Consider the following 13,934-nt stretch of genomic DNA (forward strand, 5'->3'; position numbering starts at 1 on the left):
AACGGATCCTCACACAAACGGAGTGCAGCAATGACGCGGCAGTTTCAGATCAGAGTCAGTGCCCTGTCGGGCATCGACCGGCTCATTCGGTCTTTGGGCGGCGATAGTGACGCATTGCTGGCGACCACCGGGCTGACTCGGGCGGCCCTTGAGGACGAGCACCGGACTATGGCCATCGACGAGTTGGCCAGCCTATTACAACACTGTGCCGACACCCTGAATTGTCCGGATTTCGGGCTGCGGCTGGGTGCCGGACAGGACTTTGCCATGCTGGGAGTGCTGGGCGCGGTGCTGGAGCATTGTGATACGCCGCAGGAGGCGCTTAAGGCGGTGCGCAGCCTGATGGCGTTTCACAACCAGTCGGAGTACTGGAACCATGAATTGCAGGGGCAGTTGCTGGCCATCTGCCGCTTTGACAACTTTCATGCCGAGGCCGACTCGCGCCAGTACAAAGAGCTGGCGATGAGCGCCTGTGTCCATCTGTGCCGGCGGTTGATGGGGCCGACGTTTCGAGTGGCCCGGCTGGATTTCAGCCATGCGCCGCTGCAATCGCAGGAACTCTACCGAAAACATTTTCAGTCCGAGGTGATGTTCAACCAGCCTCAGGACATTCTGTGGCTGCCGGCGACGCTGCTGACGCAGCGGCTGCACCGGGGCGATGCCACCGCCAAGGCCGTGGCGGAGCAGCGGTTACAGCGGCAGTTACAGCGACAGGGCCAGGGCCAGGATCGGGTCCAGCAGGTCAGTGGCCTGATTCAGCAGACGCTGGGGGTAGGGCAGGCCAACATCGACCACATCGCCGCGTTGCTGGGGTTGCACCGGCGCACCTTGCAGCGACAGCTGGCCGCCCAGCAGCAGGACTTTTCCCGCCTGTTGCATCAGATTCGCATGCAGTCGGCCTGCTGGCACCTGAGATACAGCGCCATGGACATCACCTTGCTGGCGGAGATTCTCGGCTATCGGGATCTGAGCAACTTCTCCCGGGCGTTTCGCAAATCCCAGGGACTGTCACCCCAGAAGTGGCGTCGCCAGCATCGCCAACCGCCGATGCGTTAACGGCCATTGCCGCGGCTGTGCCCGGCCTCACAAACTGCGACGCGCCAGTAAAACACTGCCAGATCCCTTAGTAGCCGCTGTTTACCCTTCACTTACTCTCGTGGCTGTCCCAAAGGCTAAAACCAAAACGAGAGAGACAATGATGAAAACACACTCCCTGTCTGTGTTACTGCTGGCGGCTTTGCTGGGCGGTTGTGGCAGCGATGACGACAGCGCCAACACGCCGGCGCCAGAGCCGACTCCGCCTAAATCCCCCTACCTGACTCTGGACATTCAGCCCCAGGCCAAATTTGAAGGTCAGTTTGTGGTCTACCTGGGTCGCTACGCCGATCCGCTCAAAGACTGGCTGCAGAGCGATCAGGCCCGCGACCTCAGTGGCGACGGCCGCATTGATGAGCGTGACGCCCATCTGGATGGCGTCTATAACCCACCGCAGACGGCCATTGTGGTGGACGCCAAGGAGATGGACCGGGTACTGCGCACCAACCCCGATGGTCTCGGTGCCGGCAGTGCCCGCCCCGATATCTTTGTTGACGGCCACTATTCCAGCTTCGATGCCCTGCGCTACCTGGCCTACACCCGCCAGGACCTGAAACTGGAGCAGGTACAGCCACCGGCGCTGACCGGTCGTGACACCTTTGAGTTTGTGCTGTCCTGGGACCGCAATGGCGATGGCGTGTTCGACGAGCAGGACAACGACCTCTACGCCAATTTCATGGGCCACGACTGGCACACTCGAGTGAAGTACGATGGTGGCGAGCTGATCAAACTGAACGGCACCCTCGATGGTCTGGGGCCTCAGGGTGAGGCCCATTATGAGCGGTTGGATCAGATCTGGGTGCAGCCGGGAATGACCCTTCGCTTTCAGCCGTTTTCGCCGGAGATGACCGAGCGTCGACACTGGGTGCAGGATCGCGAAATGGCGCGGCTGGCACAAAACGGCGGCAGGGTGGTGCTGCCGCAGCTGAACATCATGAAACCGGGTGAGGCCCAGCCTAAGGTGATTGCCAACCTGGAGGTAACGGCACACAACATGCGGCCCGATATCTTCCAGCCCGGGGTGATCACCAAGATGGACATCTTCCTGTCTGCCGCCGATGCCGGTCTGGATGTGGCCTTTAACTACTGGCCGTCGCTGTCTACCGGCGCTACGGTGGAGCACTTTGCCCTGTTCCGGGTAGACGGCATCGCCTCAGAGGTGGGCCGGGGTTGGGCCACGGTATACGGCGACATGGCGGTGCACGGTGATTTCTCCCGGGCCTCGGTGTGCGATTTCTCTTCGCCGGCCACCGGCGGCATGAACTTGGTGGTGGACCCGGAGCACTGCCGTCTGGACTGGAACTCGAACTTTGGTGGCAACGTCATGCACATGATGGCCGACACCTGGGTGATGAACCAGCCGGTGCAGTTCACCATGATCCTGGTGAAAGACCATTACAAGCTGTGGGGCATGGAGGAGTACAGCGGCAAGGCGCGGGTTGAACGCGACTTCAGCGACGGCGAGGACGGCTCCGACATCATGACCCTGCAGGCCTTTGAGCTGCCTGAGGCCGGCAGCGGCCCGGTACTGACCGAGACCCACTTCGGATGGGGCATTGCCGATTGCACCGAGTGTCACAATGAGCAAAAACAGCCCCTGGGACACGGTGGCCACAGCTGGCCGGTGAACAGCGCCGACGGGTTTGATTCTACCCAGCCCTACTACTGCGCCACCTGCCACGGCAATAACGGTGCGCCCAAGGGCCATGGCGAGACCGCCCGCTGCTTCTGGTGCCATGCCGGTGACAGCACCACCCCGGATCACCATGGCGAGGCATCGACCCGTCGTCTGTATCAGGGGGAGGCGATTAAGAGTAACGATAAAATCTACAACGACCCCAATGAGCTGAATGCGTTGCCAAGAGACAGCGACGGCAACTACCAGCCCTATGAGCAGGTGTGGAGCTCGGTCAACTCCGACTGGGACATGAGCCGGGTGTTCCCCGACCCCTATTCCTGCATGACCTGTCACCCCAACTGATCGCACTCCCCGCCGCCTCGGCTGCGGGGAACTGGCAGATCTTATAGTCATTGGCCGGGGCAAGTTGGTTATACTTGCCCCTAACTGAGTCCGCCGCCGTTTTTGCCACCGAGTTATGAGTACCATCCAGACCCAAAAATGCCCCATCGACGGGGATCACCTGCAGCGAGCCAGCGACTACCTGGCCCAGTTCGGCATTACCCACTTCTTTTACGGCATCACCACCAAGGTGATGATTCCGTCGCTGCACCAATTTAAGAAATTGCGCCGGCGCTTGCCGCAAGAGATGATTCGGGCCAAATGCGGCGTCTATTCCAGCGACGCCATTCTGACGTTTCGTCACCACTACCTGCAGCATTTTGCCGCCACTGACGAGCCCTACTTTAATAAGCACCCGTTGGGGCTGAGCGTGTGGCAGGATCCGGATCTCAACGGCTCCAAAGGCGAGCAGTTTGCCCGCCTGTTGGAGGAGTACCAGATTCGCAGTCGCGGTGTCTGGCACCTGCCGATTCGACAGCACCCGGACTGGCTGGCAGCGTTTGTATTTTTTTCCGACCAGGATCGGCAAACCCTGCTGGAGAACCTGACCGCCAACGAAGCGGACATCGGCCATCACCTGGCGCTGTATGCGGCGCTATTTAACGAGCAGTGCATCTCGCAGCTCAACCCCATCGCCAACTTCAGCTGCCTGTCGGAGCGGGCACTGGCGATTCTGCGGTTAACGGCGGAGGGCAACTCCAGCGAGGAGGTGGCCGAGCAGCTGTCTCTGACCGAGAGCGGGGTCAACTACCATCTGGATCGTATCAAGGAGTTGCTGAACGCCCGAAACCGTGCCCAGCTGATCAGCATGGCCCACACCATGGGGTTACTGGATTAGCGGCAGGTAACGAGGCTGTCGAAGTGGGGCTAACGGCAGAAGTGATTGATGTGCGGTAAAACTGTGGTTACCTTGGAGAGGAATTCATTAGCGGGAGCCGAGCATGGTAAATCTTGGAAGGGTCGGGGCTATCATCGCGTTACTCATAGGGCTGGGTGGCTGTACCTCCGGCCTGCACGGCTCGTTTGCCAGCCACAGTTATGGTGCACAGCCAGGGGCGGTGTTGCTGGGGCCGGTGCAGGGGCTGAGCTGCCAAACCCAGGTGTTGTATTTCATTCCCATGGATGATGCGCCGTCGACCCAACAGGCGATCGAGGCCGCCAAAGCGCAGCTGGATCACACCGACTATCTGGCCGATCTGGCCATCGATGATGAAACTCTGTGGCACATCGGCTATGCCCGTCAGTGCATTGTGGTGCGGGCCTTTGCTTATGGCCGACCGGCTGCCCACTAGCCCCGGAAACCATTAACAATGAAAACGACAACAGACGCCATGGAGCTGCAGGTGTTTGATGCACCGCCACCGGAGTTGGTCGACACCTTGAGAGGCCGCATTCGCGACTTTAACCGTCAGCACTGGCCGGAAGTGACTCGCAAGCCACTGGCGGTAGCGGTGCATAACGACGAGGGGGAACTGCTCGGCGGGGCCAGCGGCAGCAGTTTTGGCCACTGGCTGCAGCTGGACTGGCTCTGGGTTGACCCGGCCATGCAGGGCCAGGGTCTGGGTCAGCAACTGCTGACGGAGTTTGAACGACAGGGGCACCAGCGGGGGTGCCGCTGGTGCCTGCTGGACACGCTGGAGTTTCAGGCCAAACCCTTTTACCAAAAGCGCGGCTACAAGGAGGTGTGGCAGCAGCACGACTACCCGCTGACCGGCCAGCGCAGTTATCTGGTGAAGGCGTTTACGGAAGAGCGCTTTGTTTAGCCGCGGGGTCTTTGCGCTCTAATTCTCAACCACCGTGACCACCGTGACCACCGTGGCCTCCACCGGAGTGACCATTGCCACATTCATGAACGTTCTGATGACCGCCACCTTCACCCGCTTCTACCGTTAGCGAGCCACCGTCGCGGTAAATGACAAACTCTCCGTCATTGATGTCGTCGATTTGGGGGTCGTCTAAATGGCCCAGGCAGCTGTAGCCTACTCGGTAGTTCCCTTCAGGCAGGTAGCCCATGACGAAATGCCAGTCGCCCTGAGCATCGGCATAGATGGGGCTGACGGCAGTGGGCAGAACTCTTTGGTCGTTCCGGTTAATGCTTGAGTCTGCCATCTGGTCGATGTCCGTTACAACGTCCGGATAGAGATAGGCTAAGTGTTTGAACACTCCTCCGGGCAAGCTCAAGGAGGCAAACTCCATCTCGCAGTCGGCCAACCATTGAGGATCCACTTCACCGATAAGGTGACCCATATGAGGGTAATCGGTGGAGCGGATGCCCATATGGCGTAATTCAAACCCTTCCGAGGTTTGGAACATACCCCGGTAAAGATCCACATCCAGCGTATGAATGAGGTGTTGACCCCCCATAACGGTTAAATCCGCCATAGGGAGGTACCCAGATTCGGCTTTCAGGCCATGGCGTCCTTGTCCATTTTCGACGGCACTGCCCTGGTTGCCGGTTCCCGGGTGAATGGTCAAATGGACGTTGTGATAGCGGCCTTGCTCTATCCGCAGTCCGGTAATGAGGGGGTGGCTATTCATGCCTTGAAAGTTAAGAAGATCGAAATCCGGGTTGTGCACGGCATAGCGGTGTTCCAAGCCGCGCTCATCGGTCATGACCAGTTCATTCATGCTCAGCCAAACCCGATCTACATTGTTCATCGGTGAATCGGAGATGGTCACCGTTAATGTTCCTGTATCTTGAGGAGGAGCGGGTGTATTGACGGGGCCTCCATCGCTGCCACCACATGCGCCGATCAGAACCAGTGTTGTTGCTGATAATGTTCCTTTAAAAATTGTCATCATTCTTCTCCTAATGGACAAGCAACACATACAGCTTAGGCGTGGCCCGGAAAAGGCAATTGATCCGGATCAAGCGATGCGTTTGCCGCTATTTAAGCTGCTTATCTATAACACTTTAAATTTCTTCCCAGTCACGTCTGTGGGTTTAAAAAGGCCCCTCCATTTTCATCCATTAGCGATTTCTTTCCTTTCTCCGGAACGCAGCGTTCAATTCCGACGACGACAGGCTTTGCCCTCCATGATCCTCAGATCCCGGAAGATGCCCCGGTGACCGGTTACAGAAGCCGGTAAGGCCTTAATCTATAAAGACCGTAGGATGGGTGTCTTTGTAATTGGTGTTTGTGTAAGTGTTCGGCGGCCATCAAGGCCAGCTGGCAGTGGCCCGGCGCAGCCGACAGTGCGGCCAGCGGCAGGCTAGGGGTGAGGTGGTGCTGGGGTGTTTCCTGCCCCCGATAATGCCTTAACAATGCCTTAACAAGACACCCAGGTTGTCAGTACCGATAAAGCCTTGATCTATAACGACCGTAAGATGGGTGTCTGTGTAAGTGCTGGGGTGTTTCCTGCCCCCGATAATGCCTTAACAATGCCTTAACAAGACACCCAGATTGTCAGTACCGATAAAGCCTTGATCTATAACGACCGTAAGATGGGTGTCTGTGTAAGTGCCCGGATCTGAGCACAGTCACAATTCTGTAACCAGTTGATTTTGTAAAATTGATCATCCTTTGTTTCTATGTCATTAATTTTCCTCTTTCAGGAATAACTGTCCCAATAGAACACTGCATGGAGTCATGGATGAAATACCTGTTGCTGACCTTTTTGTTGACCTTTTCTCCTATTTCGCTATCAAATACGACGCAGCAGCAGTGTTTATCTGACCTTGAATCATTGCCAGGTTTTCTTTTGACCAATGATACCGGTGCCCCCCAGCATCTGGCTCAATATGGCCAAAGCCATTTTGATACCGCTTTTTTGAATGCCAAGAAAAAGATTGACCGAATAGAGTCAGCACTGGAGTGTGACACTGTTATTAAGAGCTACCTTAAAGCGTGGCGACACAGCCATCTTACTATATGGCCACTTCACTCCGAGTCTGAAAAGAAGAGTCTGCAGGACGTCCTTAAGGGTGACTCGCTGACACCTGGCTTTGAGAAGTTATCTGACGAGACTGCCTATTGGTCTATTCCCAGCTTTGCTTATGAGCAGGGCAAGGTACTGTCTAAGCTCTTGACCCAACACACCCCGTCACTGGTCGGAGTAAAGAACTGGATTATCGACGTTCGAGGAAATGGTGGCGGATCTGATGACAGCTATGTCCCGCTTCTCCCCTTCGTTCTTTCCGGTGAAACCGCTGAGGTATCGGTAGAGTTTCTTTCAACCCATGCCAATATCTTGGCTCTCGAGGGAGCCTGCGAGAGATTTGCCAATAACGATCCATCCTGTATCGCTGTCGTAAATCCAATGATCGCTAAACTTCGGGGTGTGAAGAGCGGAGAGTATGCTCAAATGGGCGAATCCCCCTTCAGCTATCAAAGTTTCGACTCCATGCCGGAGAACGTGCCACAGAAAGTGGCGGTACTGATTGATGAAGACTGCGCCAGTTCCTGTGAACAGTTTCTGCTTCAGGTGCGCCAAAGCTTCAAGGTAAAACTCGTTGGGCGCAGCAGTCATGGCGCTCTCGACTACTCTAACCTGCGACCGCATACCCTGCCCTCAGGACAGCGGGAACTGTTTTACGCCACCTCTCGCAGCCTCAGATTGCCCCATCAGCCGGTGGACATTGCCGGCATATCGCCGGATATCTACTTGCCCGAACCATCGGATAAAGAGGGCTGGGATTCAGAGATCAGCCGTGTTCAACGCTGGTTGGAAGACGGCTCCATAAAGCCCGAGGACAAGAGCGCAGAACAATAAAAATAGTCGCACCTTTTCGAGGGAGAGAGAAATGAAGGGAAGAATAGAGGTTAAGCGGGTCGAATTGTCGGATGCCGAGTCTGTGCTGGCGCTATATCGCTCCATTATCGAGGAGAATCTTCCCTACATAATGAACACACCTGTCCCATCGACTGAGCAGCAAATTGAGTTTATCTCCGGCTTTATAACGCGCAGGGACCCGTTTTTCGTAGCCAAACTCAATGGCGAAGTTATAGGAATGGCATCGGGAAAAAAAGCAGACATGGGGCGCATGGAGTTTAGCTTCTCCATTCACCGGGCACATCGGCGAAAAGGTTTAGGCGCCAAACTTCATCAGCGAATCGAGCAGGAGGCAAAAGAGCTCGGGTGTTTTGAACTGTTTGCCATGGTGGACTTAGGAAATCCTTCCCGCCCGTTTTATGCCAAAAGAGGCTACGTCGCCGATATGGAGATTCACTCGTTTATCAGTTTTACCGGAATCTCTTTAAAGGCCGTGACCTATCGAAAGGCTTTGTCGCCATGAGAGTTTAGCAAAGCCACCATCTTCACGTTTCTCTATACCGGAAGCGCGCATTCTATCCTTAACAAGAAGAGCCTTAACAAGACACCCAGGTTATCAGTATCGATAACGCCTTGATCTATAACGACCATAAGATGGGTGTCTGTGTAACTGAGATGGGTGTCTGTGTAACTGTTAGGTGGCGGGTTGTTTTGGGTAACTCTCTGCACCTTTCAATGGTCAAAATCTTACAGAGAGTTCCTGTGATTTCCTTCAGAAGCAATTATTGAAACTCCAATCACAGACCTTTGCAACTTCAAATGCTCGAATAGAGCAGTGAGTATGGAGCTAAGCATTTAGTTGATACCAAACATCAGGTGTGTTCCTACAGGGTGCAGTCCCATAAAATGATCAGCCGAATTGATATAAAATGCTGATTAAAATTTATTTTTGAATGCAATTTTTCAGCTGGGTGCCCGGTGCTCAAAGAGAGATTGTGAATGTTATATTGATGTATCTTAGAGCGGTCGAGTGGTGGATATTGGCTTGTGCCACATTTCCTCCTGTAAAGTTTAGACTGTGACTAAGCTCATAATCTCGCTGTTGTCAAAATGTAATCTGCTTGGTATTTTGGTGTTAGCCCTGGATGGCGGTATCCAATTTTAATTACATAAAGCTTCAAGTTATTGCTAATGAATTCATATTGGATGAGAAAGAGTTCTTGATGTATTGAGTTCAGTTAATGCAGCCGACGGGTTGTTTCAATAGATTGATATAAATACGATACATATTCAATGTATAAATTCATTTTCATAAGGGATTAAAATGAAGTATGTTTTTTTAGCTCTATTGTTTAGTTTTTCATCATGGTCTGCAATGGCGGATGTTCATTATTCGTTGGGATGCAATTCCAAGTGCATCCTCATATAAGATATACATCAGTTCTACATCGTCGGCACCTACGGCATTATCTTATACGGTTACCTCCACATCAAAAATTGTAGATGTCTCCAGGCAATCATATGCCAGAGTGAAGGCATGTAATTCTAATGGTTGTAGTGACTATTCTAATTCAGTGACTCTTCGCTACGAGAATGTTTGCTACTAACATCGCGATTGAGGTGGGCGGACGCCCACCTTCACAAATTATTAAGGAAGATAGTAGATGGTAGATTATAAGTGGCTTTTGTTGTTTACACTTTTCGCTGTCATTTCATGTAGCTCAGATGGTGACTCGCAAGGGGGCCCCGATCAAAGCCCTGACGAGATAGTGACTGTTCCACCAGAAGACTACTTAGCAGTTGAACTGATTGCAACGGATGAAGTACTGCTCGATGGCCCTGAACGATTTTTTTCAAATTTTGGAAATAGAACCGCAATTTCGAATGGCAATACTATTTATTTGGTGTCGGTCAACGACGACGGTTACATCAAATCGGTAGACACTCACTATGATTTTAACGCCGCCAACCTTGTTGCGCTTGATGATACAGTATTGAGTGTTAAGTCGTCGGGCACTGTCAAATTGCTGAGATTAGAAAATGGCAACTTTGAACAATTATATGAAACGTCACACTCTTTAGTCATGAGACCAGGCATTGCAAAGCTTAATGAGTGCACGATATTGGCGATGGGAGCAGAGCCTAACGGAGGCTTATCCAGCATTATAAAAACCATTTGTAAAAAAGAGAATGACTATATAGAGAAAGTGGTATATGGCAGCGATGGATATATACATAATATCCTAGCATCTCCAGATGGTTATTTGTTTCTGTTCGAAACGAACAATGATACAAAGATGGTAACGGTTCTGGATTCGAACTTCAATGTACTTTCTTCATTGTCCAACTCAGACGGAGACTGGTTGTTCACTGATGTTGAGGTTGCTGATAACGTTCTTTACTTTTCCGCATTTCGGTCGGTTGTTTCTGTTGGTTTTACCGAAGGCGTACTAAGTGAGCCAAGAGTGATTCATAGTTTTGTCCCCCAGCATCAATTGAATGGAACCAACTTGATTACCTCCACTGGTTCCATTTTGATAGCAGCATCTGGAGAGAACGTGTACTTCTATAAAGTTGTAGATGGAGCTATAGAATCGAAATATAGCGCAGACCTTCCATACACTGTTGAAGGAGTGCATGTTCGTGATAAAATATTATATGTCTCTTATGTGCCTCCATACGATGATAGTCAATTTAGAGGGCTCGAAATATTTGATTTGTCTAATGTTGATTTTTAGTGCAGTCAAAGGCATATAAAGTATGATTAGGTGGCCGGATTGATTAGCCTCTTTGTTGTTAAACACATTTCAACCTCTCAATGACCACAATGTAGCGAAAGCCGCCATCCTCGCGTTTCTCTCTGCCGGAAGCGCGCAAATTGAATCTTCAAACCTCCCGCTCTGGTGCGGCCGCACACACCTGGCGGCCTCATTACTCAGCAGCTGGTGAATAATCGGGCCACAGCCTTGGGCTGAGTGGACTCAGCCCGTGGTGCTTGCTCGGTGGCTTACTGGGTGTTCACCAGCTTTTCATCACCCTTGTCTTTGTCGGACCAGAAGTTGATGTTGAACTGGGCGTCGTCCGACAGCTCGATGCGATGCCAGTATTGCGGTGGACTGGTGGCGAACTGACCGGCGTCGATGGTGACCACCAGCTCCGGCTCCAGGGTGTCCTTGTCCGGGAAACCGAAGTAGGTGACGCTGCCCTCCATCACGCACAGCTGGCCGAACACGCCGGCGGCGGTGTTGTGGTGGCTGAGCAGGGCCGCCGGTACCGTGTCTTTGGTAAAGAACGGGGTGGAGCGCTGAATGGTCCAGTTGGCTGGAATGCGTAAGTGGCTCATGGTGTTCTCCTTACTCGGATTAATCAGGAATTCAGTTGTCGTAGCAGGGCAAAGCCCTGGGGCTGGTGGTCACCACTGACCACAAACCCCTGCAGTTGATCGCTGTCGTTCAGTGCCTGGGCGGTGAGGCCGCCGTCGGTGATCTCCACCTGCCAGCGGCTGGCGCTGTGGGTGTCGCCAGCCAGTTGCATCGGCATCAGCGGCGTTTTTACCTTCACCATCATCGGTGCCCCATGGCGGGCGGTAGCGGTGCCGCTCAGGGTCTGGGCCAGGGCATTGGCGGCCAGCAGAATCGGTTGCAGGAACGGCTCGTGCTTACCCTCCACTTCGGCGCAGTCGCCCAGGGCGAATACCTGAGGGTCGCTGCTTCGTAGCTGGTTGTCGACCACAATGCCTTTGTTGACCATCAGGCCGGCGGCGGCCGCCAGGGCGGTGTTCGGCATCAGGCCGGTGGCGCAGATCGCTTCGTCTACCCGATGCTGCTGGCCACTGGTCATGGTGGCGACCAGAGTATCGCCATCGCGGCTCAGGCGCCGCAGCGAGTCACTGAGCGCCAGGTTGACCCCTTGCTGCTGCAATACGCCGGCCAGTTGGGCGGAGATGAACGGTGGCAGCAATTGCGGCAGTACCCGCTCGGCCCGATCGCACAACACCACCTGACGGCCGGCACTGGCCAAGTCCATCGCCATCTCGGTGCCGATCAAACCGGCGCCAATCACCATTACCGACCGCGCCTGCGACAAGCGCTGCTCCACCTTGTGGTAGGCATCCAGGCTGTTGAGGGTAATGAGGTCGCCGCCGGCATCGCCGTCGATCACCGGCACCATGGCCGAGGCGCCGGTGGCCAGCACCAACTGCTGGTAGTCGACGCTGCCGCCGCTGGTGTCCAGCCGCTGGTTGGCGATGTCGATGGCTTTGACCCGGGTGTGGGCCATCAGGGTCAGGTTCATCTCCTCGGCGAATACCTCGCCCCGACGCTGAATCAACTGATTGGCCGGCTGGCCCTTGCTGAAGACGTGGCTGATCTCCGGCTTGGAATATTCGTCGCCGCTGCCCTGGGTGATCAGGGTAATGGGATGTTCGCTGTCCAGACGCCGCAGCGCCTTGACCAGTTGATAGGCAGCAAAGCCGCTGCCGACAATCACCAGCGGGGCACTCATGCTGCGTCCTCTTTTTTCACTGCGTCGAACACCTGCTTGCCGATGCCACATTCCGGGCACAGGAAGTGATCCGGCACCTGGGACCAGGGGGTGCCCGGTGCGACGCCTTGGTTAGGCTCACCCTCGGCGCTGCGATAGACCCACTGGCACACGGTGCACAGCATGTCGGCTTCGTCGCTGGCGCTGTTGCTGGCGCCGGGTGCTGGAGCCTGAACCTCTGCCTGGGAGGTAGCTGCCGGGTAGGCGACCACATCGCTGGGCACGGATTTTGGGGCGGGCTGTTCAATCTGGGCCAGCGCCCACTGGCGCGCCAACTGGCGGCCGTGCTCACGGCAGTCATTGAGGGCGTTGCCATCGGGTTTCCACTTCACCTTCAGGCTGGCGGCGGTATCGAAACCGGCGTCCTGCAACCGCACCTGAATGCGGTCGACGGCGCCGCCATTCCAGCCGAAACTGCCAAAGGCGGCGGCGTACTTGTTCTTGAACCTGAGGCCGGTGATCTCCTCCAGCATGGCGGCGATCTTCGGCATCATCACGTTGTTCATGGTGGAGGAGCCTACCAGTACCGCCTTGGAACGGAACAGGTTGGATAAAATCTCGTTTTTGTCGTGTTTGGAGACGTTAAAGACTTTTACCGCCACTTTCGGGTCGATGTCATGGATGCCCTGGGCCAGGGCGTCGGCCATCATACGGGTATTGCCGGACATGGAGTCGTAGAACAGGGTGATGCGGTCCTCCTGGTAGTCGTCGGCCCACTTCAGGTACTTCTCGATGATCTGCACCGGGTTGTCGCGCCAGACGATGCCGTGGGAGGTGGCGATCATCTCCACCGGCAGGTTGAAGCTCAGCACCTCTTTGATCTTGGCGGTCACCAGGGCGCTGAACGGCGTCAGGATGTTGGAGTAGTAGCGCAGGCACTGCTCCTCCAGTTCGGCCTGATCCACCTCGTCGTTGAACAGGTGCTCGTCGCAGTAGTGCTGGCCGAAGGCGTCATTGGAGAACAGCACCGCGTCGCCGGTCAGGTAGGTCATCATGCTGTCGGGCCAGTGCAGCATCGGCGCTTCGATGAACACCAGCTGTTTGCCGTTACCGATGTCGACGCTGTCGCCGGTTTTCACGGTGTGGAAGTTCCAGTCCGGACGGTGGTGGTGGCCGGTGATGGAATCGATGGCATTTTCGCTGCAGTAGATGGGCGTGCCGGGAATCTTCTCCAGCAGGGCGGCTAGGGCGCCGGCGTGATCCTCTTCGGCGTGGTTGATAACGATGAAGTCGATGCTGTTCAGATCCACTTCCTGGCTGAGGTTATGCACAAACTCGTGGCTGAAACGGTGATCAACGGTGTCGATGAGCACGGTCTTCTCTTCCCGAATCAGGTAGCTGTTGTAGCTGGTGCCTTTCGGCATCTTAAATTCGGTGCCGTGGAAGTCGCGCACTTCCCAGTCCCGTTGCCCGACCCAGTGGATGTTGTTTTTAACGTGAATAGCCATGGTGTTGCCTCAGAGTTCAAATAAATACGTTTTGCTTGCCTGAGTTATTGCACTGACCGTGCCAACAATTAACTGCTTGTATTTAAAGGCTTTGAAAAAACGACATTGTCATTTTG

12 protein-coding genes are annotated in these 13,934 nt (G+C 54.6%); 8 read left to right on the forward strand and 4 right to left on the reverse strand.

The features are described from left to right. Positions 1 to 30 precede the first annotated feature (30 nt). The 5 genes from BLT77_RS14875 to BLT77_RS14895 all read left to right on the forward strand — a co-directional run bounded on the left by BLT77_RS14875 (position 31) and on the right by BLT77_RS14895 (position 4,878). Entirely contained in the window at positions 31 to 1,056 is a 1,026-nt protein-coding gene (locus BLT77_RS14875) for an AraC family transcriptional regulator (protein ID WP_090366813.1), read from the forward strand. A 139-nt stretch (positions 1,057 to 1,195) separates the two neighbouring features. Continuing rightward, entirely contained in the window at positions 1,196 to 3,076 is a 1,881-nt protein-coding gene (locus tag BLT77_RS14880; RefSeq protein ID WP_090366815.1) for a hypothetical protein, read from the forward strand. Between the two features lie 115 nt (positions 3,077 to 3,191). After that, a complete protein-coding gene (locus BLT77_RS14885; RefSeq protein ID WP_090366817.1) occupies positions 3,192 to 3,953 on the forward strand; it encodes a helix-turn-helix transcriptional regulator in 762 nt (253 codons plus the stop codon). A 103-nt stretch (positions 3,954 to 4,056) separates the two neighbouring features. Further along, entirely contained in the window at positions 4,057 to 4,407 is a 351-nt protein-coding gene (locus BLT77_RS14890) for a hypothetical protein (RefSeq protein ID WP_090366819.1), read from the forward strand. A gap of 18 nt (positions 4,408 to 4,425) precedes the next feature. Further along, a complete protein-coding gene (locus BLT77_RS14895) occupies positions 4,426 to 4,878 on the forward strand; it encodes a GNAT family N-acetyltransferase (protein ID WP_245709966.1) in 453 nt (150 codons plus the stop codon). 25 nt (positions 4,879 to 4,903) lie between these two features. Here the strand turns inward: BLT77_RS14895 and BLT77_RS14900 are convergent, their stop codons facing one another. Further along, entirely contained in the window at positions 4,904 to 5,944 is a 1,041-nt protein-coding gene (locus BLT77_RS14900; RefSeq protein WP_090366823.1) for a DUF4382 domain-containing protein, read from the reverse strand. A 765-nt stretch (positions 5,945 to 6,709) separates the two neighbouring features. Here BLT77_RS14900 and BLT77_RS14905 point away from each other — a divergent pair. The 3 genes from BLT77_RS14905 to BLT77_RS14915 all read left to right on the forward strand — a co-directional run bounded on the left by BLT77_RS14905 (position 6,710) and on the right by BLT77_RS14915 (position 10,566). Then, the gene (locus tag BLT77_RS14905; protein WP_176819329.1) at positions 6,710 to 7,828 is read left to right on the forward strand and encodes a S41 family peptidase; all 1,119 of its coding nucleotides are present in this window, start codon (positions 6,710 to 6,712) and stop codon (positions 7,826 to 7,828) included. A 31-nt stretch (positions 7,829 to 7,859) separates the two neighbouring features. Continuing rightward, positions 7,860 to 8,351, forward strand: a complete 492-nt coding sequence (locus tag BLT77_RS14910) for a GNAT family N-acetyltransferase (protein ID WP_090366827.1) — start codon at positions 7,860 to 7,862, stop codon at positions 8,349 to 8,351. 1,141 nt (positions 8,352 to 9,492) lie between these two features. Continuing rightward, entirely contained in the window at positions 9,493 to 10,566 is a 1,074-nt protein-coding gene (locus BLT77_RS14915; RefSeq protein WP_090366829.1) for a hypothetical protein, read from the forward strand. Positions 10,567 to 10,835: 269 nt separating this feature from the next. Here BLT77_RS14915 and BLT77_RS14920 read toward each other — a convergent pair whose 3' ends face one another. Genes BLT77_RS14920 through norV form a run of 3 tightly spaced genes read right to left on the reverse strand, consistent with a single transcriptional unit; the run spans position 10,836 to position 13,818 of the window. Next, entirely contained in the window at positions 10,836 to 11,171 is a 336-nt protein-coding gene (locus BLT77_RS14920) for a TehB family protein (protein WP_090366830.1), read from the reverse strand. A 23-nt stretch (positions 11,172 to 11,194) separates the two neighbouring features. Next, on the reverse strand, positions 11,195 to 12,331 hold the full coding sequence (gene norW / locus BLT77_RS14925) for an NADH:flavorubredoxin reductase NorW (protein ID WP_090366832.1): 1,137 nt from the start codon (positions 12,329 to 12,331) through the stop codon (positions 11,195 to 11,197). Next, on the reverse strand, positions 12,328 to 13,818 hold the full coding sequence (gene norV, locus BLT77_RS14930) for an anaerobic nitric oxide reductase flavorubredoxin (RefSeq protein ID WP_090366834.1): 1,491 nt from the start codon (positions 13,816 to 13,818) through the stop codon (positions 12,328 to 12,330). Before norV ends, norW begins: the two co-directional genes overlap by 4 nt. Positions 13,819 to 13,934 lie beyond the last annotated feature (116 nt).

It is taken from the genome of Ferrimonas sediminum, assembly GCF_900100175.1.
GTDB lineage: Bacteria > Pseudomonadota > Gammaproteobacteria > Enterobacterales > Shewanellaceae > Ferrimonas > Ferrimonas sediminum.